This window comes from Janthinobacterium sp. Mn2066, assembly GCF_049319705.1.
Classification (GTDB): domain Bacteria; phylum Pseudomonadota; class Gammaproteobacteria; order Burkholderiales; family Burkholderiaceae_D; genus Janthinobacterium.
In genome coordinates this window covers 84,993-111,436 of record NZ_JBMOUF010000015.1, presented here as the reverse complement: position 1 = coordinate 111,436, position 26,444 = coordinate 84,993, and the positions used below count along the sequence as shown (strand labels likewise).

Genomic DNA, 26,444 nt, shown 5'->3' with positions numbered 1-26,444 from the left:
GTCAACTGGATATCAGCTGAAATTGAGTCCCATGCGTTCCGCCACGGTGTGCATGTCCTTGTCGCCACGGCCCGACAGGTTGGCCAGTACGATCTGGTCTTTCGGCAAGGTGGCCGCCAGCTTGGCCGCGTACGCCAGCGCATGCGACGATTCCAGCGCCGGGATGATGCCTTCGATATGGCAGCAGTCGTGGAAGGCCTGCAGCGCCTCTTCATCGGTGATCGAGACGTATTGCGCGCGGCCCGAATCTTTCAGCCACGCATGTTCGGGCCCCACGCCAGGATAGTCGAGGCCAGCCGAGACGGAGTGCGTCTCGATGATCTGGCCATTCTCGTCCTGCAACAGATAGGTGCGGTTGCCGTGCAGCACGCCAGGGTAGCCGGCCGTCAATGACGCCGAGTGCTTGCCCGTGTCCAGGCCCTCGCCCGCCGCTTCCACGCCGATCAGTTTTACATCTTTCTGGTCGATGTACGGGTAAAAAATGCCCATGGCATTCGAGCCGCCGCCGATGCAGGCGAGCACATAATCAGGCTGGCGGCCCGTCATTTCCGGCATTTGCACCAGGCACTCTTCGCCGATCACGGACTGAAAGTCGCGCACCATCATCGGGTACGGGTGCGGCCCTGCCACCGTGCCGATGATATAAAAAGTGTTTTCAATGTTGGTGACCCAGTCGCGCATGGCTTCGTTCAGCGCATCCTTGAGGGTCTTGGAACCGGACTCGACCGGCACGACGGTCGCGCCCAGCAATTTCATGCGGTACACGTTCTGCGCCTGGCGCTTGACGTCTTCGCTGCCCATGTAGACCACGCATTCCAGGCCGAAGCGGGCGCAGATGGTGGCTGTCGCCACGCCATGCTGGCCGGCGCCCGTCTCGGCGATGATGCGAGGCTTACCCATGCGCTTGGCCAGCAAGGCCTGGCCGATCACGTTGTTGATCTTGTGCGCACCCGTGTGGTTCAGGTCTTCGCGCTTGAAATAGATTTGCGCGCCACCGGCTTGCTCGGACCAGCGCTTGGCGTGGTAGATCGGCGAAGGGCGGCCCACAAAATGCTTGAGTTCGTAACGGAATTCTTCCAGGAATTCCGGGTCGGCGCTGTAGCGCGCATAGGCGTCTTTCAGTTCGGCCAGCGCGTGCGTGAGCGTTTCGGCAACGAAAGAGCCGCCATACGGGCCGAAATGGCCGCGTACGTCGGGAAATGGGTAATCGGCGGCGTGAAACAATGCAGCGGCGGCGCCACTGTCTTTGATTTGGTCAGTCATGGGGTGATCCTCTGGCAATGATGGCATCGGCATCCTGTACCGCGCAGATAAAGTCGCGGACCTTGGATGCGTCCTTGATGCCCTTGGACGCTTCGACACCACTGCTGATGTCGACGGCGTAAGGGCGCACGCGCACCACTGCGTCAGTCGCGTTTTGTACGCTCAAGCCACCACTTAAAACGACCCGAGGCGCGAGCTCTTTTGGGATGAGAGACCAATCAAATACCTTTCCTGCACCACCGTAGGCATCCACATAAGTGTCCAGCAAGAGGCTGGCAAACAAGGGACTGGCGGCGCGATAGCGCTGCTCATATTCTAGCAAATCTTCACCACGGCTGTCAGGTTTGACGCGGAACACTTGCGTAAAGGGCCGATTGACCGCAGCGGCCAGCGCGGCGCTATGTTCCGGCGTTTCATCGCCGTGAAACTGCAGCAGCGACAGGGGCGCCACCGCCAAGGCCGCTTGCACATCTTCCACGCTGGCGTTGACGAACAGGCCCACCGTGCTGACATACGGCGGAATGGCGGCGATCAACGCTGCGGCCTGCTCCGGCGTCACGTAGCGCGGGCTTTTCGGATAAAACACGAAACCGATGGCGTCGGCGCCGGCCGCGACGACGGCGGCGATATCGTCAGCGCGGGTCAGGCCGCAAATCTTGATGCGTGTGCGTGGCATGGCTATTTCTTTCCTTAAAACCAGGGCAGAGCGCTGCTCGAATCCTGTGGCAAGCCCCATTTCGGGTCGTAATCGATCTTCGCCAGGTACAGGCCGTCCGGCATGAAGGTGGGCGCGGCCGCGTGGCGATCCTTGCTTTCCAGCAAATATCCCATCCATTCCGGCGCTTCGCGCCCGCTGCCGATATACACCAGCGAGCCGACCAGGTTGCGCACCATATGGTGCAAAAAGGCGTTGGCGGTGATGGTAAAGATGATCAGCTCGCCACGGCGCTCGATACGGATATCGTGCATCAGCTTGACAGGCGACTTGGCCTGGCACTGGGCGGCGCGGAAAGCCGTGAAGTCGTGCCAGCCCAGCAAGGGCTGCACGGCTTGCTGCATGCGCTCCACATCGAGCGGGCGGAAAAAGAAACCGGCGCGCCCCGCCACCAGCGGCGAGCGGGTGGGGTTGTTGTACAGCACATAGTGATAGGTGCGGGCACGGGCGCTGAAGCGGGCGTGGAAGAAGTCATTGACCGTGGGGTCGCCAACAAGTTCCTTGGCCCAGCGCACGGCGATGGACGGTGGCAGGAAGGCATTCACGCCGCGCACCCAGGAATGGATGTCACGCGTCAATTCCGTATCGAAATGCACGACTTGCTCAAGCGCATGCACGCCCGTATCCGTGCGGCCGGCACAGGTAGTGGCCAGGCGCACGCGGGCAAATTGTTCCAGGGCGTTTTCCAGCTGGTCTTGCACCGTCTGGCCACCGTCCTGCTTTTGGTAGCCATGCCATGCCAGGCCGTCATACTGCAAACCCAGGACGATGCGTTTTAATGGCGTTGCGGAAGTAATATTTTGCATCGGGGCATTATACCGGTGCACAAGCAGCCCTGCCCCCAGAGACATCAGCGCCTGAGACGGCGTTCAGGGCAAGGCGCACGGTCGAAGACAGTACGAATAGTACGGCGAGACCGTGCAACGCCGCCATGGATGTCGTATCAGGCGCTTAGCTAAGGAGCGCTTTCATGGTGTTGGCCTTGGCAACCTGTTCGGCACTACCACCCTTGATCACCTCATCGATCAATTCACGCGCGCCTTCCTTGTCACCGATTTCCTGATAGGCAATCGCCAGGTCCAGCTTGGTATCCATTTCCATGTGGATGGCCGACAGCGGGTCTTCCACGCCGGGTGCGGCAGGCTTGCCGTCGTTCAAGTCGAGGTCGATGCCGGACAAGTCGAATTCTTGCGCTGGTGGCAGGGTTTCCGCTGGCGCCGGCGATGCCGGCTCAGGCGGCACGACGGGCGCGGCTGAAGCTGCCGGCGCTGCATCGAAACCGGCCAGGTCCACATCTTTCAACGGGTCTGGCAGCGGCGTCAGGCCTGGGCCGGCGCCATTCACGGGGCCGGCAGGCGGCTCCAGGTCCAGGCCGAAATCCATGCTGGCGTCAAATTCCGCATCCTTGTGTGCTTGCGCAGCCGACACTTCAGGCGCTTCGGGCACGGGAATCGCTGCCGGGCCAGGCATGACGATAGGATCGCTGGTCGAAACTGGTTCGAAATCGAGGCTGTCCAGATCGAAATCCAGGTGATGCGGGTCGGCAGGCGCAGCCTGGACGGGCGCAGGCGCGGGGGCAGGCTCTTCATCGGGCAAGTCCATGCTGCTACCGACTGGGGCCGGCCCCTTGCTCAGGCTCACCACCGCATCGACATCGGCGTTGCGGTACAAGGGATTGTGCGGATCGAGCGCCAGACCCATGGCGGCCGCTTGCGGCCACTCATCGCCCTGCCCCTGTGTCTGGCTGTACAACTCGCTGGCCTGCGCTTCGAACGCAGCCGCGTCATTGCGGGCCGAATAGATTTCCAGCAGCTTCAACCGGGCGGCATGGCGGTCCGGATGGGCCCGCAAGGCTTCCTTGAGGATTTCTTCCGCCTGGCCATCACGGCCGTAGGCGATATAGACATCGGCTTCGGCCACCGGATCGACTTCATTGCCATCGAGCGCAGTCGCGCCCGCCACGGCAGCCGCACCAGCCGCTGCCGCGGCACCGGCGCCAAACAGATGATTGCTCGCTTCCGAATGCTGTTCTTCCGGCGCCAGGCTGTGCTCTGCCGCTGGCGCAGGCTCAGGAGCGGGCGGCGGTGCCGGCTCAAACGTGGGGGGCAGGTCGTCCTGTGGCGGTTCGGCATCTTTGCGGCGGCGTGCCACCACCAGCGCGGCAGCGGCCGCCAGCAAGGCGGCCACGGCAATGCCGATGGCGCCTGCATGGTCGCCCAACTTGTCGGCCAGCGTCGGCTCCAGCGGCGACACCTGTTTCACCAGCGGCACCGGCTTGGCTTTCGGCACTGGCGGCTGGGCCGCTGCACTGGCGTCCGCGCTGGCCACGGCAGACACAGACACAGATGCAGATGCGGATGCAGCGGGCTCAGCCGGCTTGGCCGGCGCCGGCGCGCTCTTGTCGGCCATGGCCTTGTTCTTGACGGCCATCAGCTTTTCCAGGTCGCTGACGTTCTTTTCCAGTTCTTTCACGCGCGAGGCCGCTTCTTCCACCTGCTTGGCCTTGGCGATCTTGTCTTCATCGCTGGCGACCGCGCTCTTGCCGGCAGCCTTCGCCGCCGATTCCGCCTTCGACAGCTTCAGCTTGTCCTGCGCTTCACTGACGGCGGTCGGTTTTTCTTCCACCTTGGTGGCGCTGATCTTGCCGGCCGTGCTTTGTCCTGGCTGGACAGACTTGGCAGGCTTGCTTTGCGCGACCTGCCCTGCCAGCTTGTTGCGGTAGGCTTCGAAATCGATGGCGTGCGCCGTCACCACGCTTTTCGCTTCGGCCGCACTGGTGGCGCGAATGGTCTCGGCGCCCGGCACGGCCAGGATGCGGCCGGCCTGCATGCGGTTCATGTTTTCGCCCTTGAAGGCGTCGGGATTGGCGCGGTACAGGGCCACCAGCATCATGTCGAGCGAGACGCCGGACGGCTTCAATTGACTGGCGATGCGGCTCAAGGTGTCGCCCGGCTTGACCCGGTAATCGGCAACTTTTTTGGCAGTATCGGCGGCAGGTGCAGGTGCAGGCGCTGCAGCGGCTGCGGCAGCCAGCTTGCCCTTGCCTGGCGCCGCTACTTGCGGGCCACGCGTCTGGCGCGCTTCCGGCGTGTCGAGCACGAACGCATATTCCCGTACCTGGCGGCCATTTTTTCCACTCAATTCCAGCAGCAGGTCAACCATCGGTTCAGTGACGGGCTGGGCCGAGCTGATGCGGACAAACGGCTTGCCATTGCGGCTTTCCACCGCAAAGCTCAGGGCGCTCAGGGCGGAGTTGAATTCCACATTGGCCTGCTTGTAGGCATCAGGTGGCGCCAGCTTGGCCAGCAAGCCCGACAATTCGTCGCCCTTGACGGAGGTCAATTCGATCTCGGCGCGCAATGGCTGGCCGGCAGCCGACAAGACGGTGATCTTGCCCAGCTCGGCCGCGGACGCCGCCGTGGACAATAACACTGCGCAGGCAACCGCGCTACTGAGTGTTTTGAGAGCAAGGGAGGCGACCCGGGGACGAGTGTGTGCAGGCATAGTTGGCGGTATCTTAGTTGACGTGGGAAAACAGTTACTTTTCCAGATGTATCAACATATCATCATGCCCATGGCTATGCAAGCTCCGCATGGTTGAGTCTTGAGGGGCACGGGACGAAAAAAAAGCCGGGAAAACATTCCCGGCTTCACTTCGTCGCGACTTACGCATCTAAAAGAATGCGCAGCATGCGGCGCAATGGCTCGGCCGCGCCCCACAGCAACTGGTCGCCCACGGTGAACGCGGACAAGTATTCGCCGCCCATGCTCATCTTGCGCACGCGGCCTACCGGGATCGTCAGGCTGCCCGTCACGGCCGCTGGCGACAGGTCTCGCACGGACGCTTCGCGCGTATTGGGCACGAATTTTACCCATTGGTTGTTGCTGGCGATGATGTCGTTGATTTCATCGAGCGGCACGTCTTTCTTCAGCTTGATGGTCAAGGCCTGCGAGTGGCAGCGCATGGCGCCGATGCGCACGCACAAGCCGTCGACCGGGATTTCTTTCGAGCCAAAGTCGATGCCGCGGCCCAGGATCTTGTTGGTTTCCGCGCCCGCTTTCCACTCTTCCTTGGACTGGCCATTGCCCAGGTCCTTGTCGATCCACGGTATCAGATTGCCAGCCAGTGGCGCGCCGAACTGCTTGATTTCGTCTGGCGAGTAGCCGTGCTGGGTGGCCAGCACCTGGCGGTCGATTTCCAGGATGGCCGAGGCCGGGTTTTCCAGCAGCGCCTTGACGGAACTGTTGATGGTGCCAAATTGCGTCAGCAACTCGCGCATATGCTGCGCGCCGCCGCCCGATGCTGCCTGGTAAGTCATCGAGGTCATCCAGTCGATCAGGTCGTGCTGGAACAGGCCGCCCAGGCCCATCATCATGCACGAGACGGTGCAATTGCCGCCGATATAGTTCTTGACGCCCTTGCCCAGCGCATCCTTGATGACGTGCAGGTTGACCGGGTCGAGCACGATGACGGCGTCTTTTTCCATGCGCAAGGTCGAGGCCGCATCGATCCAGTAGCCATCCCAGCCCGCTGCGCGCAGCTGCGGGAAGACGGCGCTGGTATAGTCGCCGCCCTGGCAGGAAATAATGATGTCGCACTTGGACAGTTCGGCGATGCTGTTCGCATCTTTCAGGATGGTTTCATTCTTCGCCATGGCCGGCGCTGCGCCGCCCGTGTTCGACGTCGTGAAAAACACCGGTTCGATGTGGGCGAAATCGCCCTCTTCCTGCATGCGCTGCATCAGGACCGAACCGACCATACCGCGCCAACCTACCAAGCCAACTAATTTCATTACCATTCCTCAAGATGAGACGGCCACTGCCGTCATTGAATTATTTTATCCCAAAGCCTTGACCACGGCATCGCCCATGGCCTCGGTGCCGACCAGTGTCGTACCCGCTTCATGGATATCCGCCGTGCGCAAGCCTTGCGCCAGCACTTTTTTCACCGCTGTCTCGATGCGGTCTGCCTGCTCTGCGCGATTGAGTGAATAGCGCAACATCATGGCCGCCGACAAGATCGTCGCCAGCGGATTGGCAATGCCCTTGCCCGCGATATCGGGCGCCGAACCATGCGATGGCTCATACAAGCCCTTGTTGTTGGCGTCCAGCGAGGCCGACGGCAACATGCCGATCGAGCCTGTCAGCATGGCCGCCGCGTCCGACAGGATGTCGCCGAACATATTGCCCGTGACCATCACGTCGAATTTCTTCGGCGCCCGCACCAGTTGCATGGCGGCATTGTCGACATACATATGGTCGAGCGCGACATCCGGATATTCCTTGTGCACGTCGATCACGATGTCTTTCCAGAACTGGAAGGTTTCCAGCACGTTGGCCTTGTCCACGCTGGTGAGCCTCTTGTCGCGCTTTTGCGCCGCCTGGAAGGCTACGTGGGCGATGCGGCGGATTTCGCCTTCTGCATAGCGCATGGTGTCAAAACCTTCGCGCTGGCCCTTGAAGGGACCGTCCGGGCACTCGCGCACGCCGCGCGGCTGGCCGAAATAAATGTCGCCCGTCAATTCGCGGATAATCAGAATATCCAGGCCGGACACCACTTCCGGTTTCAGGGTGGAAGCGCCGGCCAGTTCCGGATACAGGATCGCCGGACGCAGGTTGGCGAACAGCCCCAGGTTCTTGCGCAAGCCCAAAATGGCTTGTTCCGGGCGGAACTGGCGCTCCAGATTGTCGTACTGATAGTCGCCCACGGCGCCAAACAGCACCGCATCGGCCGCCTTGGCCAGCGCCAGGGTGGCTTCCGGCAAAGGATGGCCATGGGCCGCATAACCGGCGCCGCCGACCGGCGCGCTTTCCAGTTCGAACGATTCGCCAAGCACATTCAACACTTTGACGGCCTGGGCGACGATTTCAGGACCGATCCCGTCGCCGGGCAAAATTGCAATTTTCATGGATATAATCTTTTAGATAACGTTGGCCAGCCACGGTTGGCTATGCAAATGGCGCTCTTCGAAGGCGCGGATATCGTCGGCGTGGCGCAGGGTCAGGCCGATATCGTCCAGCCCATTCATCAGGCAATATTTGCGGAAGGCATCGATCTCAAACGGATACGAGACGCTGCCATTGCTGGTCGCCACGCGCTGCTGTTCCAGGTCCACCACCAGCTTGTAGCCGGGGAAAGCTTTCACTTCATTGAACAGGTGATCGACTTGTGCTTCCGACAGCACGATCGGCAGCAAGCCGTTCTTGTAGCAGTTGTTGAAGAAGATGTCGGCAAACGATGGCGCGATGATGGCGCGGAAACCATATTGATCGAGCGCCCACGGCGCATGTTCGCGCGAGGAGCCGCAACCGAAGTTCTTGCGCGTCAGCAAGATCGAGGCGCCCTGGTAGCGCTGTTCGTTCAGCACGAAGTCCGGGTTCAGCGGACGGCGGCTATTGTCCTGGCCCGGCTCGCCGTGGTCCAGATAACGCCATTCGTCGAACAGATTGGGGCCGAAACCGCTACGGTGGATCGATTTCAGGAATTGCTTTGGGATGATGGCGTCGGTATCGACGTTGGCGCGGTCCAGCGGGGCCACCAGGCCTTCGTAAATCGTAAATTTATCCATGCTATTTCTACTCGGTAAGACGGCGGCGCAGCGCGCCAGCCGTCACGGTTTATTTTCCGCCGGCGCCGGTGACGACCTGGCCGACTTTCTGCACATCGCGGCCGAAACCGGAAACGGTGTTGCAGCCGGCGAGAACGATGGCGACGATGGTGAGGGCGAAGAGTTTTTTCATGATGTGTACGTTTTGAAAATAAAATGAGGGGCTGAAACCGCTAGTGTAATCCAGCGGCGTCCAGCCCTGCATTCATCGCAGTGCCCGCACATCCACAAAGTGGCCGGCGATGCCTGCAGCGGCAGCCATGGCGGGCGACACCAGGTGGGTACGGCCGCCCTGGCCTTGCCGGCCTTCGAAGTTGCGGTTCGAAGTCGAGGCGCAGCGTTCACCCGGCTCCAGCCGGTCGGCATTCATCGCCAGGCACATGGAACAGCCCGGTTCGCGCCATTCAAAACCGGCATCCTTGAAGATGCGGTCCAGGCCTTCGCGTTCAGCCTGATCCTTGACCAGGCCGGAGCCTGGCACCACCAGCGCCAGGGTCACGTTCGAGGCGCGGTATTTGCCACGCACCACGTTTGCTGCAGCGCGCAAGTCTTCGATGCGCGAATTGGTGCAGGAACCGATAAACACCTTGTCAATGCGGATATCGGAAATCGGCGTATTCGGTTTCAGGGCCATGTAGACCAGCGCCTTTTCCATCGCGTCGCGGCGCACGGCGTCTTTTTCCTGGTCGGGATCGGGCACGCGGCCATTCACGCCCGTCACCATTTCCGGCGAAGTGCCCCAGGTCACTTGCGGCACGATTTCGGCCGCATTCAGGGTGACCACCAGGTCGAAACGGGCGCCCGGGTCCGAATGCAGGGTGCGCCAGTAGGCGACAGCCCGTTCCCAGTGCGGGCCAGCCGGCGAAAATGGACGGCCCTTGACGTAATTGATGGTGGTGTCGTCGACGCCGATGATGCCGGCGCGCGCGCCCGCCTCGATCGCCATGTTGCAGACCGTCATGCGCCCTTCCATCGACAGCGAGCGGATGGTGGAGCCGCCAAACTCGATACAGTAGCCGGTGCCGCCGGCCGTGCCGATCTTGCCGATGATGGCCAGCACGATGTCTTTTGCCGTCACGCCGGCCGGCAGGGCGCCATCGACCTGCACCAGCATGGATTTCGATTTCTTTTGCAGCAGGGTTTGCGTGGCCAGCACGTGCTCGACCTCGGAGGTGCCGATGCCGTGCGCCAAGGCGCCGAACGCGCCATGGGTGGACGTATGCGAATCGCCGCACACCACCGTCATGCCGGGCAGGGTCGCGCCTTGTTCAGGCCCGATCACGTGCACGATGCCCTGGCGCTTGTCGTTCATGTTGAAATACGTCAAACCGTAGTTCCTGGCATTCTTGTCCAGGGTTTCCACCTGCAGGCGCGAGACCGGGTCGCTGATGCCGTCAAGACGGCTGGTGGTCGGCACGTTATGGTCGGCCACGGCCAGGTTGGCGGACAAACGCCACGGCTGGCGGTTCGCGGCGCGTAGGCCGTCGAACGCTTGCGGGCTGGTGACTTCGTGCAGCAAGTGCCGGTCGATATACAGAATTGTCGTGCCATCATCGTCGGCCCGCACAACGTGGGATTCCCAAAGTTTGTCGTAAAGCGTCTTCATCATGATTTATGCAGCGTTGCCACAGCCTGTGTAAGTAAGCACTAATGCGTAAGCGCTAATAAGTAATCAGTCATGCAGATCCCAAGGATCGGCAATGATTATGCCATATTTCGCGCAATACAGAACTGAAACAGGCAAAACCGTTAGATTGGCGATACAAAGTTCGGACTCGAAGTTTGATATGAGTTAAAAATTGCTGAAATATCCCTTTTACTGGCATGGCCGACGCATCCGCTACCGCGTGCCCGAAGGAATGTCTGTGGAGTAAGAAATAATGGGTTTTCACTCTGCTTTCATGTATCGTGTTTCGACAAAAACAACAGCGTGCGCACTCGCCCGCGCTACCCCATACAGTTGAGGATGATTGATGAAATTACGCTTTTTCGCGCTGGCCACAGCCATGGCCGCCAGCGGCCAGGCCAGCGCCGCCACGGCCGGTGACATCTGCGTACAGGACTTGCGGGCGATTCCGTCCTTCCTGCTGGAAAACGACACGGGGGCGCGCCAGCACCTGGCGCAAAAAGGCCAGGCCTATTTTGACCTGGCGCTGGCGAACTCCACCACGGCGGCGGCCGGCGCGGCAAACAGCAAGGCCTGCGATGTCATCCTGGAAAACTATGTGGGCATGTGGCGCAAGGGCCATTTGCATGTCAAGCCGGGCAGCGCGCAGGACGTCGCCAAACCCTCCCCGGCCCAGCCCGCTGTTGCAGGACAAGCCGCGCCATCCAGGGAACCCTCGCTGCAAGTGCTGTCGGAGACGACCGTTTTATTGACGCTACCCAGCTTCCACGGCCGCTACCGCACTGCCATGGCCGCCCTGCTCGACACGCACCGTACGACACTGGCCTCGCATCCGAACTGGATCCTGGACGTGCGCAGCAATGGTGGCGGCAGCGACGCCACGTATGCGCCCCTGCTGCAATGGATCAGTTCGGGAGAGATGGTCAACATGGGCGCCGAATGGCTGTCCACGCCGGCCAATATCGATGGCCAGGAGAAAGTCTGCCCCCTGCTCGCACCGGGCGACCAGAATTGCGCCGCGTTTTCCGCCCAGGCCGTGGCACAGATGCGCACCGTCAAGCCGGGCGACTATGCCCCTCAGAACGATGAGGGCGTGATCAGCTATACACGCTTGAGTCCGCCAGAGTTGCACCAAGCTGCACGACAGCCGGCACGCGTGGCGGTGCTGGTCGACAATGCGTGCGCCAGTTCCTGTGAAGAATTCCTGCTGGCGGCGCGGCAAAGTTTCCATGTCAAATTGATCGGCCGCAACAGCTATGGCGCGCTCGATTATTCCAACCTGCGCCTGCACGCCCTGCCATCGGGTCTGCGCCAGCTGCAATACGCCACTTCGCGCTCGGCCCGCCTGCCCCATCTGCAAGTGGACCTGGGCGGCATCATGCCCGATATTTACTTGCCGCCACCCAAGGACGAAGCAGCGCGCGTACAGGAAATCGTGCGCGTGCAACGCTGGCTGGAAGGTGGAACCTTACGTCCGGACGGTGTCTGATGCAGTAATAAAAAAGCCCGCTGTGCGTGAAGCACAGCGGGCTTTCCAAGCAACAAAGCAGTCTTAAGCTGCCAGGCGCACGCTGCTTCGGCAACCATCCATCAGGAACGACAGGCCCACCACCAGCACCAGTTCGCCTTCAGCCGAGCGGGCCGTGCCGGTAATGCCTTCCACCGTAATCGCCGTCATCGGCTTGATCACCAGGTCGGCCGTGCCATCGACGGCTTCCACCGCCAGGATGTACGGTTGCGGTGCGGCCACCACGATGCCGACGCGCTCGCTGCACGATTCGTAGCCCAAGGCGCCCGCCAGCGAGCGTACCGGCAATGGACGGCCCTGGTCTTTCAGGACCGGTGCGCCGCCCACTTCCATGAAGGTTTCCGGCAACTCGACCACGCGCTGCACCACCGCCATCGGCAGCGCCAGCGCGGCGCCCGAGGTGGACACCAGCATGGTCGGCACGATCGACAGTTCGATCGGCAGGCGGATGGCAAACTTGGTGCCATGGCCCAGCGCGGATTCGATGTGGATCGCGCCACGGTTTTTCTCTACCGCCGTTTTCACCACGTCCATGCCCACGCCGCGGCCGGACACGCTGGACGCGACTTCCTTGGTCGAGAAGCCTGGCAGGAAGACCAGCTGGAAACACTCGTCGTTGCTCAACTGCGCGTTTTCGCTGATCAAGCCTTTTTGCTGCGCCTTGCTGCGCAGGAAGACGGGATCCATGCCCTTGCCGTCATCCTGCAGCACGATCATGACGCTATTGGCTTCCTGCCATGCTTTCAGGGAAATATACGACTTGGCAGGCTTGCCGGCGGCCAGGCGGTCTTCCGGCGACTCCACGCCATGGTCGAGCGAATTGCGCAGCATGTGCACCAGCGGATCGTACAGGCTGTCGACCACCACGCGGTCCACTTCCGTCTCCGCGCCCTCGATGGTCAGCTCGACATCCTTGCCCAGGTCTTTCGCCAGTTCGCGCACCAGGCGCGGGAATTTCTGGAACAGACGGCCTACCGGCTGCATGCGCGTGGCCAGGGTCGCGCGCTGCAACTCGGTCGAGTAGCGCGAAGCGCGTTCCAGCGTTTCGGCCAGGGTTGCCATCAGGCTGGCAGCCGGGCCTTCGAATTTGAATTGCAGCAAGCGTTCCAGCAACACGGCAGCCTGGTTGGCCGCCTGCACCGATTCGCCAGCCACTTCCAGCAAGGCGTCGAGCTTGACGGCGTCGACGCGGATGCTGTCTTCCTTGACGGGCGCGGCGTGACGCGCATCGGCGCCCTCGCGGCGGTCTACGCCATCCCAGGCCTTGCCGGCCGGCTTGGCAGCGGCAGCGACAGGTGCGGCAGGCGCGGATGCAGGCGTTGCCGCCACAGCGGCAGTGGCGGGCGCGGCGGCCAGCTTGCTGCCTTCCGGCACCACGGCGTTATACATGCCAGTCCAGTCCAGGCCATCTTCTCCGAGCACCGGTGCGGCAACAACGGGGGCCGCGACCACTTCGGCCACGACTTCCACTGCTGCAGGGGCGGCAACCGGCGCAGGCGCGGCCGGTGCATCCTTGCCTTCGATGGCGTTGGTCAGGATGTGTTCCAGTTCCTGCGGCATGGCTGGCAGGGATTCCGGCGCGGCGCCATTGGCCAGTTCCGTCAGCTGGTCGGCCACGAAACCGGAGGCCTGCAGCGCTGCCTCGATGGCCAGCGGAGTGACGGGCGCGGCGCCCGTGCGCAAGGCGTCGAACAGGTTTTCCGTCAGGTGGCAGGCTGCCACCAGCGCAGGCAAGCCCATGAACCCGGCGCCGCCCTTGATCGTGTGAAAAGAACGGAACACCGCGTTGAGCGTTTCCTTGTTGTCAGGATCGCGCTCGAGACGCAATAGGTGCTCTTCAACATTAACCGCAAGATCCATCGCCTCGACGACGAAATCCTTGAGCATATCGTCCATTAGAATCCCAAATCAGCAAGAAGATCGTCAACATTATTCTGGTCCAGCGCCACGGATGGCACCGACGGGCCCTGCATCAGCGGTGCGGCCGGCTTTTGCGCGAGTTTTTCGCGCACTTCGGCTGGCGCGTTGTCGCGCAGCAGCTGGGCCAGTTCGTTTTCCACCGTCTTGGTGATGTTGACCACTTTTTTGATCAGCTGGCCGGTGATGTCCTGGAAGTCCTGGGCCATCATAATTTCCAGCAAGCGTGCTTTTTCTGCTTCCGTGGCCACCGCAACGGCTTGCGTGAACTGGCGCGTGTCACCGGCCAGGGCCTTGAATTCTTCCAGGCTCAGCTTGCCGTCGAACAGCGCGGTCCAGCGGCTATCCATGTCCTTGGCCTTTTTCGACAGCACATCCTGCGCCGGCATGCCTTCGTCCAGGGTGTTCAAGACCTTGTTGGCGGCCTGTTCGGTCAGGGTTGCCACGTATTCCAGGCGGTCTTGCGCGTCGACGATCTGCGACGACGCTTCCGTCAACGCCTTGTCGTAACCCAGTTCACGCAAGGAATCGTGCAGCAGGCGCACGATACCGCCGAGGCGCTCAAACATGGGCTGGTCGGATTTGTCGACCGGATCGGCGGCCGGCGCTTCTGCGGCAACATCCGTTGCCACCTCAGTTGCCACCTCCACAGCGACTTCGGCCACCGGCGCGGCGGCCGCTGCCGGCGCTGCCACGCTGGCCGACACCGAGTCGAACAAGGCTTCAAAATCGTCGTCCGCTATGTCGGCGGGTGCTGGCGTGGCGGCAGGCGCGGGCGCGGCCGTGCGTTGCGCAGATACTTCATCGAATAAGGCATCGAAATCATCAGCGGCGTTGGTCATATCCCTGCTTCTCCATAATTTGTCAAAATTCCGCCTGAACTGTGCGTTTTACAGACTGATACCCGCAATTTCTCGATTAAGATGATTTGAGGCAATACCGCTGCGATGGTGCGAGTGTAGCAGGGCGTTGCCCTATTGGTAAATCTCAAAACGCGCTTCCTGCTATAAAGCGGGCCTACAATTGCTTTTCCTCACGGAAATAAGTGTTCCCACTGTTGTATTTTGAAATACTACCATTGGCGTGCGGGCAAGAACATGCCCAGGCAAGAAATCCCCCTCCCTTGACACCCACAAAAGCCCTCTTCTTGCCTATGTTGTCTATACTGAAGGTGCAACTGTGTTGATAAATATCAAGTCTTTACATGAAAACAATGCTGCAGCCACGTCTACAATAAGACTGGCTGCGCGCGCCGGTCCATACACAAAGGAACTGCCATGTATAAGAAAATTCTGATCGCCACCGACGGCTCAGCCGTCTCCAACCTGACCGCCTGCGCCGGCGTGGCCTTCGCAGAACAGATGCAGGCGGACATCCTCGCCCTGTATGTGGCGCCCGAGTACCAATACCCCGTGTATATCGAGATCATTCCGCCAAGCTATCCCAGCGAAGAGGAATACCGCATCGCCATGCGCAAGGCTGGCGCCGGCCACTGGCAGGCCGTGCTCGATGCGGCAGCCAAACGGGGCCTGCAGGCGACGGGCCTGACGACTTTTTCTGACAGCCCGGCCCTGAAAATTGTCGAGGTAGCCCAGTTGCAGCACTGCGACCTGATTTTCATGGGTTCCCACGGCCGCAGCGGCTGGGGCCAGCTCTTGCTGGGCAGCGTCACCAATAAAGTCTTGTCGCACTCGACACTACCGGTATTGGTACATCGGCTGATCAAGGAACCACCGGCGCCGTAACAGGTCAGATGAAAGGGCGGCGCACGGTAGAAACACGGGGCTGGCGCCGTTTTCAGCTAATATGACAAGCTTTCCGATTTTTTAACACTTCTTTTCACCCTTGGCCAGCTCTTGCGGCCAGCACAGACTGCAGGCCTATGATACGTATTGTGATTGCCGACGACCACACCATCATGCGCGAAGGTTTGAAGCGCATACTCGACGGCGCGCCCGATATCGATATCGTGGGCGAAGCGATTGACGGTTTCGAAGTGCTGAACCACGTGCGCCAGGGTGGCTTTGACTTGCTGCTGCTCGACCTGTCGATGCCGGGCCGCAGCGGGGTCGACCTGATCCGCCAGATCCGCAGCGAAGCGCCCAAGCTGGCTATCCTGATCCTCACCATGCATGAAGAGGAGCAATACGCCGTGCGCGCCATCCGCGCCGGCGCGCAAGGCTATCTGACCAAGGAAAGCGCCGGCACCCAGCTGGTAGGCGCCATCCACAAGGTGGCGTCGGGCCGTCCCTACATCAGCGCCGAAGTGGCCGAGCAACTGGTGCTCAATATCATGATGCCCAATGAAAGCTTGCTGCATAAACAGCTGTCGGACCGCGAATTCGAAGTCTTCTCCTTGCTGGTCTCAGGCAAGTCGATCACGGAAATCGCCAACAACCTGCACTTGAGCGTCAAGACGGTCAGCACGCACAAGACGCGCATCATGCAAAAGATGGGCATGAGTTCCCTGTCGGAAATGGTGCAATACGCCGTGGCCCATCGCCTGCTGTCCCCCTTCAAGACCTGAGCGCGAGCGTGCTGCATCCATCATTGCCATGCCATCGGCATCGGCAATGACACCCCTCCCGGTAGGAACAATCCTACAGACACTACCGTGGCTCCTACTGCCATATTCAGCCACTTGCTGATATTAATTTTATACGGCTGTTGGCATACTGAAATCAGTAATCAAGTTGCTGGCAAGTTATGTCTTCACTTAGGTTGATCATTACTGCAGTCATCACACAGCAAGTCTTCAGCGAATTGAGCAATACCCGCCAGGATCAACGCCGCCGGCCTGCATGGCCGGGCGCAACGACCCCGTGCATTCCGTTATTCAAATCTGAACTACCTGTCACCAGGAGATGAACATGCTGTCCACGCAAACACCTGAAAACCGCCCGGCCTCGTCGCCGCTCGTCCCATCTTCCTCGATGGAAGCGGGGCGCCAGCGCCAAGGGCGGCTGTGGTCGAATCTGAAGGAAGTATGTGACCTGCTGCATATCTCCAACGCCTGCACGATTGCCGCCGACGAGCTGCTGTTCCAGCACGTACAGTTCAAGACGGGGCAGCGCGTACACACCATCGGCCAGCCATTCGACACCTTGTATATCGTCAACTCGGGTTTTTTGAAAACCGTGCTGATCGACGAATTCGGCAACGAACAGGTGCTCAGCTTTCCCATGAAGGGCGACATGCTGGGCGTGGACGGCATCCACTCGCGCCATTATTCGTCGGAAGCGGTGGCCCTGTCCGACTGCGACCTGATTTTGCTGCCCTTCAAGAAACTCACGGCGCTGGGCCGCGTCCACCTGGAACTGGAAAACGTCATGTATGGCGTGATGAGCCGCGAACTGGTGCGTGAACAGGCGATGATCGGCATGCTGGGCGCGCTCAGCGCCGAAGCCCGCGTGGCCCGCTTCCTCGTTTCGCTGGCCGACCGCTTCGCGCAGATGGGCTATTCCAGCAAACTGTTCAACCTGCGCATGACGCGCCACGAAATCGGCAGCTACCTGGGCCTGACCCTGGAAACCGTCAGCCGCACCCTGTCCGCCTTCAATGAAATCGGCCTGATCACGGTCGACCAGCGCACCATCGGCATCAAGGATCCCGATGCGCTGAAAACCCTGCGCCGCCTGCCGCCATCGCGCTCACGCGCCAAACAACTGGCCGCCGCCAAGCTGAAAGCCGACACGCAAGCTGCCGCCAAGGCGGAAGCCGACACCGACACCAAGGCCGATGCCGCGCAATTGCTTGCCACGATCTGATCCATTGACAACTCGCCAGACACAGGCTTGACCCGGCCGGAGCGCTTGCCGCTCGGCCGGGTCTTTTTTCGCCGCTGACTCCCCGCCCTACCTGCCCGCCACCGCCACCGCCCGACGCAGTTCCCCCGCTTGCGCATACCATTTCGCCATCTGAATTGACCAGGCGGCAATCCCCTCTCACCGATGCTCAACAAAATGCCCGATTTCGCATAAATAGGGCTTGCTTTTCGGGCCACATTCAACAATAATGCAAATACGAATCATTCTCAACTGAGATAAAAGAAAGTCAAAATGCATACTTCAAAACCCGCCTTGGCCCAGGATGCAACTTCCATTCACGCCCGTCCGCTCGCAAGCATGGCGCAACCGGCGCGCCGCATCACCAGTGAAGCGCTGCTGCAGCAGGGACGTGAAGTGGAAATCGAACACAGCGGCAAGATTTACCGCTTGCGCGTGACCCAATTGAATAAGCTGATCCTGACTGCCTGAACTGCCTGAACGTTAGATAGCAGCCCGGCATCACCGCGCCAGCCAGTCGCGCGCCACGTGCGCGCCAGCCAGCCAAACCACCGCACAGGAGTGTTTGATGGCGATCGACCGTAACTCTTCGACGCCTGCCAGCGCCACCGGGCAACAACCCGAGTTGATGCTGTCGGCCGTATTGCACCTGATGTCGCATTACCACGCACGCAGCACGGATAACGGTGCCTGCCCGAAACTGGCGTCGGTGATCGAACGCCACCTGCAAGTCCTGTCCGGCTTGCCCGACCTGGCGCCCGTACTGCAGGCGACTTGCCAGCAACTGTCGCAGCAATGGGCCACGCTGGTTAGTCAAAATTTACCCACGCCACCAAAAACCACGTTCATCGAACGGCTGGGCCGCATGGTCAGCACCAAGCGTCCGGCCGCTTCCCTGCCGCAATAATTCTCCCTTCTTCCTACGCCTGACAGGATACCGCCATGTGTGACAAAGACAAGTCTCTCCCCGTCATCAGCAATTGTTCCAGCGGCGAGGCCGAAAAGGCCGCGCTCGCTTCGCGCCGGCGACGGCTGTGGGAACTGTCGCATACCTGCCACTGCCCGCTGGTCGGCGTGGGCTTGCCGCTCGGCTATCTGCGCAAGCTGGTCGGCAAGATGACGGGTGGCCGCGTGCTGGCCGACGATTACGAAGTGCATGTGGGCGCCGTGACGGAGTGCGGTGCGCGCAACCGCTTGTCGGAAGCACTGCAAAAAGAACTGGAACGCCGCTACGCGCCCGTGATCCTGCGTTTCCGCGGCGCCAAGACGACGGAACAGGTGGCGCAATTGTGGCGCACGGCCGTCGGCAATGGCGACGTGGCCGGCGCCTTCTGGGCTGGTCTGACGCATCCGCGCTGCGATGCGGAACTGGAAGAACAGATGTGCAGGGACTTGCACATGATCCAGCACCAGGCCGGCGCCTGCGTGCGGGCCGACATGGGCAAATTCACGGCCTTGCAGGAAGAAAACGCGCGCCTGACGCACGAACTGGCCAAGCTGCAACAACGCAGCCACGCCCTGCTGCAGGAAAAAACGGGCGACCTGGAGCGCCAGGAAGCGCTGCTGCTACGGGCGCGTGCCGAGACCATCGGCAAGGAGAGCGTAATCGACAGCTTGCGGGCCGAACTGGCGCAATTGGAAGCCAGCGTGCCAGAACTGGAATCGCGCACCCGCCTGGTCGAGCGTCTGGCGCAGATGGATGAGCGTGAAAAGGAATTGCGCCAGCAAATCAGCGAATTGAAGCAGGCGCAGCCGCGTAACGCGCCCGTTGCGCCGCCACCGGCGCCGAAGCTGGAAGTGCAAAGCGGCGGCAAGCTCAAGATGCCGATCCGCCTGGTCGATCAAAGCGTGCTGTGCGTGGGTGGACGCAGCGGCAATGTGGCCACCTACCGCGCACTGATCGAACGGGTCGGCGGCCAGTTCGCCCACCACGATGGCGGCCTGGAAGACAATGCCAATCTGCTCGATTCCAGCCTGGCGGCGGCCGACCTGGTAATTTGCCAGACGGGCTGCATCAGCCACAGCGCTTACTGGAGGGTGAAGGATTATTGCAAACGCACGGGCAAGCGCTGCGTATTCATCGACAACCCCAGCATCTCCAGCCTGGCGCGCGGTTTGCAGGAAGTCAGCAGCGGGCTGGAACCGGCGGCGCTGAACACCGCCGAATAAAGCGCCGCCTGTTTTTTTAAGCGGCCAGTTCGCGTTCGATAGCGTCGCGCAAAATCGCATCATCGGCCGTGGTATCGGGCGCAAAGCGTCCGACCACCCTGCCATCCTTGCTGATCAGGAACTTTTCGAAATTCCACAGCACGTCGGTGGGATTGTCCTGCACGATGCCGTAGCCGGCCAGCTTGGCGCGGAACTCGCTGCCCGGCTTTTCCTGCGCCTGCGGCTGCTGCTCGACCAGGCGCTGGTACAGCGGATGCTGGCCAGGACCCTTGACGACGATCTTTTCAAACAAGGGAAATTGCACGCTGAACTTGCTGCTGCAAAAGTCCGCGATCTCGGCATTGCTGCCCGGTTCCTGTGCGCCAAATTCATTGGCAGGGAAACCGGCCACCACCAGGCCTTGGGCCTGCTTGTCTTCATACAGTTTTTCCAGGCCTTCGTACTGCGGCGTCAAGCCGCAAGCCGACGCCACGTTGACCACCAGTACTACCTTGCCCCGGTACGCACCCAAGGTGGCAGCGTCGCCATTGATGCGGCGCAGGGGAATGTCGTAAATGCTCTCGCTCATGATGTCTCCTTGGAAGAAACAACCATCATAACCGCCTCTGCGCGGACGTGCTGGCGGCCGCGCAATATCTCGACAAATTATCTAATAGACATCTCTCCGGTAGCGTCCCTGCGCCGCCAGCGCGTCCAGCCCGGGCCGGCCCAGCATGTCTTGCAAGGCCAGGTCGACGCCGCCCGCCATGCCGGCCAGGCTGCCGCAAACATAGATGGCCGCGCCCTGCTCCAGCCATAATTTGACTTCATCGGCATTGCCGCGCAAGCGGTCCTGCACATACAGGCGCTCTGGCTGGTCGCGCGAAAACACCAGGTCCAGGCGCGGCAAGCCGCCGCTGGCATGCCAGTGCTGCAGTTCTTCACGATAATGAAAATCGTGCTCGGCATTGCGTTCGCCAAAGATCAGCCAATTGCGGCGCTGGCCAGCCAGCAAGCGGCTTTTCAAGTGTCCGCGCAAACCGGCGATGCCGCTGCCGTTGCCAATCAGTATCAATGGCCGGTCGGCATTGTCTTCCAGGCGGAAACGTTTATGCGGACGCAAGCGCAGCTGCACCGTGTCGCCTGGCTGCGATTGCGCCGTCAGCCACCCGGACGCCAGGCCCGGACTGCCATCAGGATGCACATGCTGGCGCACCAGCAAATGCACGCGGCCATCATGGGGAGTCGAGGCGATCGAATATTCACGCGGCTGCGCCGGGTCGGCCGGCGCTGCCACCTGCACCAGGTCGCCAGACTGCCATTCGGGCAAGCTGCCCTTGGCAGGCGCCAGTTCCAGGTGGTACACGGCGCCGCCGGCGCTGCCCGGATTCAACAAGCGCCGCGCCAGCAAAGACCAGTCATCGAAGGCGGGCGCGCTCCAGTCCGGCGCATCGCTGGTGCCGGCCAGATGGCTCAGATGCTGGAACCACTGCGCGATGGCCGCATTGGCGCTGCGGTCCACCTCGATGCGCGCGAACAAAGGCGAAGCGCCCTGCCCGGCCAGCCAGGCATCGAGTGCGCGGCCAAAGCCGCAGTACTGGCTGTAGCTGCTGTCGCCCAGGGCCAGCAAACCATAATGCAACTGGGGCAGCGTCAATTCCCCCGTCATCAGGCTGCCGATAAAGGCGGCGGCATTATCGGGGGCATCACCTTCGCCATAAGTACTGACCAAAAACAAGGCCCGTTCGGCCTGCTGCAAATCTTCGGCCGTCACCTCGGCCAGCGCACACAGGCGCACGGGCACGCCAGCCAGCTGCAAACTGTGCGCCGTCTGCGTGGCCAGTTCTTCGGCGTTGCCGGTCTGGCTGGCGTAGACCACCAGCCAGGCGGGTGTATCGGCCAGCGCTGCCCTGGCCGCTTGGTCTGCGCGGCGACGCTTGCGTGCGCGCAACCAGGGTGCCAGGCAAACACCGGCATAACTGAGGGACAGGCCAGCCAGCAAGGCCAGCCGCGTCGTATCGTGCGTAAAAATCATGGGGGTTCAGTGTTATTCGTCCAGCATGGCCAGCAGCTGGCTGCTCAATGTTTCGCGCAAAGCATTTCCGTCGCGCTGCAGGAAACGGGCCGCCAGGCCCTGTTCTTCGGCCAATGCCAGTCCCGCTTCCGGCCCCAGCACGGTCAAGGCCGTGGACCAGACGTCGGCCGCCATGCATTCGGCGTGGATGACGGTCACGGAAGCGAGCTGGTTGCTGATCGGCATGCCGCTGCGCGGATCGATGGTGTGCGAAAAGCGCACACCCTCCCCTTCATCCTGGAAAAAACGCCGGTAATCGCCCGACGTGGCGACCGACAAGCCATGCAGCGCCAGCAGCATTTCCGGTGGCTGCGGTGTTGCTTCTGGCATGCCCTCGACCTGTTCCAGCATCACCCACCACGGCTGGCCATCGGGCTTGCTGCCAGCGCCGCGCAGCTCTCCCCCCACTTCCACCAGATAGTGACGGATATCCTGGCCATCGAGATAGCGCGCCAGGCGGTCCACGCCATAGCCCTTGGCCACCGCGGACAAATCCAGCAGCAGGCCGCCAGGCTGGCGCACGCGGCGGGCCGCCAAATCCAGTTCCAGGCGGCGGCGCCCTTGCTGCAACAGTAAAAAGGCCACCGTTTCGGGCGTCGGCGATTGAAAACCGGGCTGGTCATAACGCTGGCGGGGGCCGAAGCCCCACAGATTGACCAGCGCGCCGGCACAGGGATCGTAGGCGCCGCCGGAAGCTTGCGCCACGTGCATGGCAAAACCCAGCACTTCGCAAAAGGCCGCAGGCAGGCTATGCCAGCTACCGGGCTCGGCCCGGTTAAAGCGGCCCAGGTCGGAATCGTCGTTCCAGTGGCTCATCTGTGCCACCACCAGGTCCAGTTGCTGCTGCAAGCCTTGTTGCAGATCAACGTGACCGGCACGCCCCGGCGTGGCATTGTCCAGCAGGTGCACCGTCCAGCTGGTGCCCATGCTGAGGCCAGCAAATGTCCGCAATACGCCGTTGGCAGGCGCAGCCTGATCGGATATCTGCTGCGGCAAAAGAACCCGGCGCATACTGGACACTAGTGCACCATTACTGCGGCAACACTTCCACGCTGGCCGCGTAGGTCATGCGGCGCTCGGGCATGGCCGGTGGCTGGCCTGCCACGGCAGGCGCGGCGGCTGGCCAGCTGCTGCTCAGGTAATACATGCCGGCAGCCGGCACAGTAAACGTGATCTCGCCCTTGGCGTCCGTCGTCTGGCGGATTTCACCGAGCACGCCACGGTAGCGCACGCCGCCGGGCACCAGGCTGAACGCCAGGTTGGCGGCCGGCTTGCCATCGACCAGGAAACGCCAGGTGGCTTTTTCGCCTGCGCGCAAGTCGTTCGGATGCGTGACGGGCACGAATTCCAGGCCGGCGCCGGTCGGCTTGAAGACGGCCGTGCTGGTCTCGCCATTGCTGAAGAAGGTTTCCAGGCGGCCTGCCGTGCGCGTGACTTTCAATTCCTGCGCGTCGGCCGGCACGTCTTTCTTGAAGGTTTCCTCGTTGCCGCGGAAACGCTTTTGCTCGCCATTCACCTTGTAGCTGGCCATCACGGTTTGCGACACGATGGCCGCTTTATAGGTGCCCGGCTTTTCCATCTTCACGTCGAATACGCTGCGCAGCCGCCCCGTCAGCACGTTGGCAGGCGCCACCGTGGCGCCGTCCGGCCCCGTGATTTGCAGCAAGTCCAGCCGCAGCGGCTGGTGATCGATCTCGAACAAGCCATCGGACACGGCGGCATCCACCGTCACCCAGGCATCCTTGCTTTCCACCATCGTGCTCGACGGCACCATCCAGCCGCGATGGGCGTGGGCGTTCAGGGACAAGCCAGCCAGGGCCAGCACCATCAACGATGTACGTACTGTGGTTTTCAACATGGGAGGCGCGCCTTATGGTTTGAGTTGGACGACGACGTTACCGAGTTCTTCCTTGCCTTTGGCAGGGACCGACTCGGCGCTCTTCGGCGGCCACTGGAAGGGCACGCGCACCAGTTCGCGGCCGCCCGCTTCACGCGCCGCTTCCACCACCAGTTGATATTCGCCGGCCGGCAATTTGTCGAGCACGGCTTTCGAGCCAGGGAAGGTCAGGTTGTGTTCGCCGGGCGCACGGGTGGCGCCGCTCACGCCATCGACCGGCATGGCCAGGTCGCGGCCGCTCTTGCGCCACCACTGGCGCATGTCCTTGAGCCACTTTTCACCGGCCTTGTCCTTCTTTTTCACGTCATACAGCACGGCCAGGTTGCCTACCACTTTCTGGTCCGGCGTTTCCAGCCAGGCAGCCACGTAGGGACGATGATATTCCGCCACGTTCAGTTGCGGGATTTCAAGCTTGAGGGACAGGTCGGCCGCCATGGCCGAAGTACCGATCAGGGGAAGTCCAAGCGCAAGGGAGTAGCGTAATTTCATGGTATGCCTGTAAAAAAGTGGAAAATAAAAACGATCAGTGTATGAACAGCAAGGCGATACCACACGGTATCAAAATCCCGAGCCCTACCATCGGCCAGGTCAGGGGCCGCTTGACTGCATGGAACTTTAAAATCAACAAGCCTGTGAGGCAAAACACCACGCACAGCCCGGCAAAGATATCGATGAACCAGTTCCAGGCTACGCCCGTGTTGCGGCCCTTGTGCACATCGTTGAGCCAGGAAATCCAGCCCCGGTCCGTCACTTCATATTCGGCCGCGCCATCTTCCAGGCCGATGCGTACCCAGGCGTCGCCGCCAGCCCGGGGCAGCGGCAAATACACGTCTTCCAGCGACCATTCGGCCGCCCGTCCGCCCGCATTGATGGACCACTGCCGGGTCAGCCAGCGTTCGGCGATGCCGGGCAGCGGCGCATTGGCGCCATCGTGCTGATGGGCATATGCAGCCAGCTGCTTGACCACCGGCGCCGGCACGCTGGCCTTCTGGCGCGTGACGGTGGGCTTCGCTTCAATCTGCGTGGCGTGATTCAGGGTAATGCCGGTAACGGCGAACAAAAACATCGCCAGCAAACATAGCGCCGAGCTGATCCAGTGCCATTGGTGCAACTGCTTGAGCCAGACGGCGCGGCTGGCATTGTGCCTGGCCTTGTCGGCGGCGCCCGCGTCATGCATGGCACGCTCCCGCGCGGCGGTCTGATTGCTTCATGTACATCCTTCAAAATAGATTTCTGGGCCAGCCTTGCTACTGTTCCAGGAACAAACCAGCACAAAGATGATAATGATTATCATTTATGAAGTCAACCAAACTACAGCCGCCCAGGCCGCCGTTTTGTAACAAGATTGAAACATGGATCGCGCCCCAGGGTACGCTGACTAACGGTGTCCGGGCTCGCTACACCCTATGCTGGAGCTTCGCCATCCACTCACCGGAGCATGCCATGAGCTATAACAGCGAACAATTGAATATCATTGCGGGCAAGATCAAACATGTCAAATTTGGCATGTTGACGACCAGCGATGACATGCGCACCCTGACCAGCCGCCCGCTCACCTTGCAGCAAACCGATAGCGAAGGCCAGATGTGGTTTTTCGTCTCCGAGCAAGCGCCGTTCGTGCGCGATCTGCTGAACAATCCGCAAGTCAATATCAGCTTTGCCGAGCCGGGCGACAGCCTGTATGTCTCCGTCTGCGGCCATGCGGAATTACTGAAGGACCGCAGCAAGGCGGAAGAATTATGGAGCCCGCTGGTCAAGGCCTGGTTCCCCGGCGGCCTCAACGATCCGCAACTGGCGCTGATCAAGGTGCGCTTGCAATCCGCCGAATACTGGGACGTGAGCAGCAGCAAGATGACGCAATTTTTCGAGATGGCCAAGGCTGCCATCACGGGCGACCGGCCCAGGGAAATGGGCGAACATGGGAGGGTGGATCTGTAAATAAAAAAACACTGGCGCAAGGCGCCAGTGTTTCACCTGTCAACGCCCGTCAGACACCGGTGCTGCCCGTGGTGTCAGGCGCACAGGACGTATCCGAGGCGCTTTGCTGGTTCTGGCCGCCAGCGCCACCCTGGCGGTGCGGCAAACGGTCGGCGCGGCGTACCTCGCCGATGGCAAACTGGTCGTCACCGATATCGAGTCCCTGTTCGCTATCGATCAATACAAAGCTTTGTCCTGCGGCCGGGTCGCTTTGCTTGTGACCCGCATCACCCCGCATGGGGCCGGACATATTGCCTGGGCTGCTGCTGGAAGGAAGCCCGTCGTGTACATTAGCCATGTTGATCTCCATGGTAGTTTGCTGCACTATCGCAGCCTTTTCAGCATAGTCCATCTGCATCACAAGAGGTAGGGCGATACCTGACCAGACCGCATCGCCGCCTGTCCCTGATGTCAGCTCAGGCGTCAACTGCCGCCGCGCGAACCGGAACCGGAACCGGAGCTCGATCCGCCGCCGGACTGCACGCTCGAACCCGCGCCGCCGCTTTGTTTGCTGGCGCCGCCGCTGGTATCGTTGCTATTGTCGGGCCGCATGGTGGCATGCTCGCGCGTGCCCGGCGAGGTGCTGGCGCTTTGCCGGTTGCCATCGTTTTTATGGCTTTGGCTGCCAGCCCGGCGTGCTTCTTCCGACGTGAACTCATGCGCCGTGCCTTTTTCATGCGCGGCGCGCCCGCCTTCGCTGGCAATTTCACGTTGCTGGGCCGGGTCCATGGAAGCAAAACCCCGTTTGCTGGTATCGCTTTGCTTGCTGCCCGATTTACTGCCTTGTTTATTGTCGCTCGATGTCGCCATGATAATCTCCTGGTTAATCAATACTGTCTCAACGCTGTCATTAACATGTTGTCTCCATGCAAAGTTAATAGCCCCGCATGGCAAGGGAAACCTCA

27 protein-coding genes are annotated in these 26,444 nt (G+C 61.3%); 8 read left to right on the top strand and 19 right to left on the bottom strand.

What is annotated here, in order from left to right:
• Nucleotides 1-12: 12 nt before the first annotated feature.
• The 9 genes from trpB to leuC form a co-directional block, all read right to left on the bottom strand.
• The gene (trpB, locus tag ACL9RI_RS24875; RefSeq protein WP_422729155.1) at nt 13-1,263 is read right to left on the bottom strand and encodes a tryptophan synthase subunit beta; all 1,251 of its coding nucleotides are present in this window, start codon (nt 1,261-1,263) and stop codon (nt 13-15) included.
• Complete coding sequence (locus ACL9RI_RS24870; protein WP_422729154.1) at nt 1,256-1,939, bottom strand: phosphoribosylanthranilate isomerase; 684 nt, start codon at nt 1,937-1,939, stop codon at nt 1,256-1,258. The genes trpB and ACL9RI_RS24870 overlap by 8 nt, the downstream gene beginning before the upstream one ends.
• 14 nt (nt 1,940-1,953) lie before the next feature.
• Nucleotides 1,954-2,784, bottom strand: coding sequence for a tRNA pseudouridine(38-40) synthase TruA (gene truA / locus ACL9RI_RS24865; RefSeq protein ID WP_422729153.1), 831 nt, complete (start codon nt 2,782-2,784; stop codon nt 1,954-1,956).
• Nucleotides 2,785-2,929: 145 nt separating this feature from the next.
• The gene (locus ACL9RI_RS24860; RefSeq protein WP_422729152.1) at nt 2,930-5,410 is read right to left on the bottom strand and encodes a FimV/HubP family polar landmark protein; all 2,481 of its coding nucleotides are present in this window, start codon (nt 5,408-5,410) and stop codon (nt 2,930-2,932) included.
• Nucleotides 5,411-5,643: 233 nt separating this feature from the next.
• Complete coding sequence (gene asd / locus ACL9RI_RS24855; protein WP_422729151.1) at nt 5,644-6,771, bottom strand: aspartate-semialdehyde dehydrogenase; 1,128 nt, start codon at nt 6,769-6,771, stop codon at nt 5,644-5,646.
• A 45-nt stretch (nt 6,772-6,816) separates the two neighbouring features.
• On the bottom strand, nt 6,817-7,887 hold the full coding sequence (gene leuB / locus ACL9RI_RS24850; protein ID WP_183675858.1) for a 3-isopropylmalate dehydrogenase: 1,071 nt from the start codon (nt 7,885-7,887) through the stop codon (nt 6,817-6,819).
• Between the two features lie 12 nt (nt 7,888-7,899).
• Complete coding sequence (leuD, locus tag ACL9RI_RS24845; RefSeq protein ID WP_422729150.1) at nt 7,900-8,547, bottom strand: 3-isopropylmalate dehydratase small subunit; 648 nt, start codon at nt 8,545-8,547, stop codon at nt 7,900-7,902.
• A 49-nt stretch (nt 8,548-8,596) separates the two neighbouring features.
• Nucleotides 8,597-8,719 carry an entericidin A/B family lipoprotein gene (locus tag ACL9RI_RS24840; RefSeq protein ID WP_300753827.1) on the bottom strand — a complete coding sequence of 41 codons (123 nt, stop codon included), beginning with the start codon at nt 8,717-8,719 and terminating at the stop codon, nt 8,597-8,599.
• 72 nt (nt 8,720-8,791) lie between these two features.
• A complete protein-coding gene (gene leuC, locus ACL9RI_RS24835) occupies nt 8,792-10,195 on the bottom strand; it encodes a 3-isopropylmalate dehydratase large subunit (protein WP_422729149.1) in 1,404 nt (467 codons plus the stop codon).
• 364 nt (nt 10,196-10,559) lie between these two features.
• Between leuC and ACL9RI_RS24830 the strand changes: the two genes are divergently transcribed.
• Nucleotides 10,560-11,702 carry a S41 family peptidase gene (locus tag ACL9RI_RS24830; protein ID WP_422729148.1) on the top strand — a complete coding sequence of 381 codons (1,143 nt, stop codon included), beginning with the start codon at nt 10,560-10,562 and terminating at the stop codon, nt 11,700-11,702.
• A gap of 63 nt (nt 11,703-11,765) precedes the next feature.
• On the opposite strand, the gene ACL9RI_RS24825 is transcribed toward ACL9RI_RS24830, so the two are convergent.
• Nucleotides 11,766-13,637: a chemotaxis protein CheA gene (locus tag ACL9RI_RS24825; RefSeq protein WP_422729147.1), complete on the bottom strand. Its 1,872-nt coding sequence runs from the start codon at nt 13,635-13,637 to the stop codon at nt 11,766-11,768.
• On the bottom strand, nt 13,637-14,500 hold the full coding sequence (locus tag ACL9RI_RS24820) for a protein phosphatase CheZ (RefSeq protein ID WP_422729146.1): 864 nt from the start codon (nt 14,498-14,500) through the stop codon (nt 13,637-13,639). Before ACL9RI_RS24820 ends, ACL9RI_RS24825 begins: the two co-directional genes overlap by 1 nt.
• A 435-nt stretch (nt 14,501-14,935) precedes the next feature.
• Here ACL9RI_RS24820 and ACL9RI_RS24815 point away from each other — a divergent pair, with 435 nt between their 5' ends.
• The 6 genes from ACL9RI_RS24815 (at nt 14,936) to ACL9RI_RS24790 (ending at nt 19,612) form a co-directional block, all read left to right on the top strand.
• Nucleotides 14,936-15,403 (top strand): universal stress protein, encoded by a 468-nt coding sequence (locus tag ACL9RI_RS24815; RefSeq protein ID WP_183740764.1) that lies wholly within the window; start codon nt 14,936-14,938, stop codon nt 15,401-15,403.
• A 137-nt stretch (nt 15,404-15,540) separates the two neighbouring features.
• Nucleotides 15,541-16,185: a response regulator gene (locus ACL9RI_RS24810; protein WP_183740767.1), complete on the top strand. Its 645-nt coding sequence runs from the start codon at nt 15,541-15,543 to the stop codon at nt 16,183-16,185.
• A gap of 406 nt (nt 16,186-16,591) precedes the next feature.
• Nucleotides 16,592-17,425 carry a helix-turn-helix domain-containing protein gene (locus ACL9RI_RS24805; RefSeq protein ID WP_422729168.1) on the top strand — a complete coding sequence of 278 codons (834 nt, stop codon included), beginning with the start codon at nt 16,592-16,594 and terminating at the stop codon, nt 17,423-17,425.
• 291 nt (nt 17,426-17,716) lie between these two features.
• Nucleotides 17,717-17,914: a hemin uptake protein HemP gene (gene hemP, locus ACL9RI_RS24800; RefSeq protein ID WP_422729145.1), complete on the top strand. Its 198-nt coding sequence runs from the start codon at nt 17,717-17,719 to the stop codon at nt 17,912-17,914.
• Between the two features lie 97 nt (nt 17,915-18,011).
• Nucleotides 18,012-18,350 carry a hypothetical protein gene (locus ACL9RI_RS24795; RefSeq protein WP_422729144.1) on the top strand — a complete coding sequence of 113 codons (339 nt, stop codon included), beginning with the start codon at nt 18,012-18,014 and terminating at the stop codon, nt 18,348-18,350.
• Between the two features lie 35 nt (nt 18,351-18,385).
• The gene (locus tag ACL9RI_RS24790) at nt 18,386-19,612 is read left to right on the top strand and encodes a DUF2325 domain-containing protein (RefSeq protein ID WP_422729143.1); all 1,227 of its coding nucleotides are present in this window, start codon (nt 18,386-18,388) and stop codon (nt 19,610-19,612) included.
• 16 nt (nt 19,613-19,628) lie between these two features.
• On the opposite strand, the gene ACL9RI_RS24785 is transcribed toward ACL9RI_RS24790, so the two are convergent.
• From ACL9RI_RS24785 to ACL9RI_RS24760, 6 genes are all read right to left on the bottom strand, one after another.
• A complete protein-coding gene (locus tag ACL9RI_RS24785) occupies nt 19,629-20,180 on the bottom strand; it encodes a glutathione peroxidase (protein WP_422729142.1) in 552 nt (183 codons plus the stop codon).
• Nucleotides 20,181-20,261: 81 nt separating this feature from the next.
• The gene (locus ACL9RI_RS24780) at nt 20,262-21,626 is read right to left on the bottom strand and encodes a sulfite reductase subunit alpha (RefSeq protein WP_422729141.1); all 1,365 of its coding nucleotides are present in this window, start codon (nt 21,624-21,626) and stop codon (nt 20,262-20,264) included.
• Nucleotides 21,627-21,638: 12 nt separating this feature from the next.
• Nucleotides 21,639-22,676: an FAD:protein FMN transferase gene (locus ACL9RI_RS24775; protein ID WP_422729140.1), complete on the bottom strand. Its 1,038-nt coding sequence runs from the start codon at nt 22,674-22,676 to the stop codon at nt 21,639-21,641.
• Nucleotides 22,677-22,695: 19 nt separating this feature from the next.
• Nucleotides 22,696-23,523: a DUF4198 domain-containing protein gene (locus tag ACL9RI_RS24770; protein WP_422729139.1), complete on the bottom strand. Its 828-nt coding sequence runs from the start codon at nt 23,521-23,523 to the stop codon at nt 22,696-22,698.
• 12 nt (nt 23,524-23,535) lie between these two features.
• Nucleotides 23,536-24,051 (bottom strand): DUF2271 domain-containing protein, encoded by a 516-nt coding sequence (locus tag ACL9RI_RS24765; protein ID WP_422729138.1) that lies wholly within the window; start codon nt 24,049-24,051, stop codon nt 23,536-23,538.
• A 34-nt stretch (nt 24,052-24,085) separates the two neighbouring features.
• Nucleotides 24,086-24,739: a PepSY-associated TM helix domain-containing protein gene (locus ACL9RI_RS24760; RefSeq protein WP_422729137.1), complete on the bottom strand. Its 654-nt coding sequence runs from the start codon at nt 24,737-24,739 to the stop codon at nt 24,086-24,088.
• A gap of 266 nt (nt 24,740-25,005) precedes the next feature.
• Here ACL9RI_RS24760 and ACL9RI_RS24755 point away from each other — a divergent pair, with 266 nt between their 5' ends.
• Nucleotides 25,006-25,500: a pyridoxamine 5'-phosphate oxidase family protein gene (locus ACL9RI_RS24755; RefSeq protein WP_422729136.1), complete on the top strand. Its 495-nt coding sequence runs from the start codon at nt 25,006-25,008 to the stop codon at nt 25,498-25,500.
• A 49-nt stretch (nt 25,501-25,549) separates the two neighbouring features.
• Here ACL9RI_RS24755 and ACL9RI_RS24750 read toward each other — a convergent pair whose 3' ends face one another.
• Nucleotides 25,550-25,837: a hypothetical protein gene (locus ACL9RI_RS24750; protein WP_422729135.1), complete on the bottom strand. Its 288-nt coding sequence runs from the start codon at nt 25,835-25,837 to the stop codon at nt 25,550-25,552.
• A gap of 125 nt (nt 25,838-25,962) precedes the next feature.
• Nucleotides 25,963-26,349, bottom strand: a complete 387-nt coding sequence (locus tag ACL9RI_RS24745; RefSeq protein ID WP_422729134.1) for a KGG domain-containing protein — start codon at nt 26,347-26,349, stop codon at nt 25,963-25,965.
• Nucleotides 26,350-26,444 lie beyond the last annotated feature (95 nt).

Excerpts from the sequence above, each read along its gene's own strand:
- trpB (WP_422729155.1), bottom strand. The coding sequence starts at position 1,263 with ATGACTGACCAAATCAAAGACAGTGGCGCCGCCGCTGCATTGTTTCAC.
- ACL9RI_RS24870 (WP_422729154.1), bottom strand. The coding sequence starts at position 1,939 with ATGCCACGCACACGCATCAAGATTTGCGGCCTGACCCGCGCTGACGAT.
- truA (WP_422729153.1), bottom strand. The coding sequence starts at position 2,784 with ATGCAAAATATTACTTCCGCAACGCCATTAAAACGCATCGTCCTGGGT.
- asd (WP_422729151.1), bottom strand. The coding sequence starts at position 6,771 with ATGAAATTAGTTGGCTTGGTAGGTTGGCGCGGTATGGTCGGTTCGGTC.
- leuB (WP_183675858.1), bottom strand. The coding sequence starts at position 7,887 with ATGAAAATTGCAATTTTGCCCGGCGACGGGATCGGTCCTGAAATCGTC.
- leuD (WP_422729150.1), bottom strand. The coding sequence starts at position 8,547 with ATGGATAAATTTACGATTTACGAAGGCCTGGTGGCCCCGCTGGACCGC.
- ACL9RI_RS24840 (WP_300753827.1), bottom strand. The coding sequence starts at position 8,719 with ATGAAAAAACTCTTCGCCCTCACCATCGTCGCCATCGTTCTCGCCGGC.
- leuC (WP_422729149.1), bottom strand. The coding sequence starts at position 10,195 with ATGATGAAGACGCTTTACGACAAACTTTGGGAATCCCACGTTGTGCGG.
- ACL9RI_RS24830 (WP_422729148.1), top strand. The coding sequence starts at position 10,560 with ATGAAATTACGCTTTTTCGCGCTGGCCACAGCCATGGCCGCCAGCGGC.
- ACL9RI_RS24825 (WP_422729147.1), bottom strand. The coding sequence starts at position 13,637 with ATGGACGATATGCTCAAGGATTTCGTCGTCGAGGCGATGGATCTTGCG.
- ACL9RI_RS24820 (WP_422729146.1), bottom strand. The coding sequence starts at position 14,500 with ATGACCAACGCCGCTGATGATTTCGATGCCTTATTCGATGAAGTATCT.
- ACL9RI_RS24815 (WP_183740764.1), top strand. The coding sequence starts at position 14,936 with ATGTATAAGAAAATTCTGATCGCCACCGACGGCTCAGCCGTCTCCAAC.
- ACL9RI_RS24810 (WP_183740767.1), top strand. The coding sequence starts at position 15,541 with ATGATACGTATTGTGATTGCCGACGACCACACCATCATGCGCGAAGGT.
- ACL9RI_RS24805 (WP_422729168.1), top strand. The coding sequence starts at position 16,592 with ATGGAAGCGGGGCGCCAGCGCCAAGGGCGGCTGTGGTCGAATCTGAAG.
- hemP (WP_422729145.1), top strand. The coding sequence starts at position 17,717 with ATGCATACTTCAAAACCCGCCTTGGCCCAGGATGCAACTTCCATTCAC.
- ACL9RI_RS24795 (WP_422729144.1), top strand. The coding sequence starts at position 18,012 with ATGGCGATCGACCGTAACTCTTCGACGCCTGCCAGCGCCACCGGGCAA.
- ACL9RI_RS24790 (WP_422729143.1), top strand. The coding sequence starts at position 18,386 with ATGTGTGACAAAGACAAGTCTCTCCCCGTCATCAGCAATTGTTCCAGC.
- ACL9RI_RS24785 (WP_422729142.1), bottom strand. The coding sequence starts at position 20,180 with ATGAGCGAGAGCATTTACGACATTCCCCTGCGCCGCATCAATGGCGAC.
- ACL9RI_RS24780 (WP_422729141.1), bottom strand. The coding sequence starts at position 21,626 with ATGATTTTTACGCACGATACGACGCGGCTGGCCTTGCTGGCTGGCCTG.
- ACL9RI_RS24775 (WP_422729140.1), bottom strand. The coding sequence starts at position 22,676 with ATGCGCCGGGTTCTTTTGCCGCAGCAGATATCCGATCAGGCTGCGCCT.
- ACL9RI_RS24770 (WP_422729139.1), bottom strand. The coding sequence starts at position 23,523 with ATGTTGAAAACCACAGTACGTACATCGTTGATGGTGCTGGCCCTGGCT.
- ACL9RI_RS24765 (WP_422729138.1), bottom strand. The coding sequence starts at position 24,051 with ATGAAATTACGCTACTCCCTTGCGCTTGGACTTCCCCTGATCGGTACT.
- ACL9RI_RS24760 (WP_422729137.1), bottom strand. The coding sequence starts at position 24,739 with ATGCATGACGCGGGCGCCGCCGACAAGGCCAGGCACAATGCCAGCCGC.
- ACL9RI_RS24755 (WP_422729136.1), top strand. The coding sequence starts at position 25,006 with ATGAGCTATAACAGCGAACAATTGAATATCATTGCGGGCAAGATCAAA.
- ACL9RI_RS24750 (WP_422729135.1), bottom strand. The coding sequence starts at position 25,837 with ATGGCTAATGTACACGACGGGCTTCCTTCCAGCAGCAGCCCAGGCAAT.
- ACL9RI_RS24745 (WP_422729134.1), bottom strand. The coding sequence starts at position 26,349 with ATGGCGACATCGAGCGACAATAAACAAGGCAGTAAATCGGGCAGCAAG.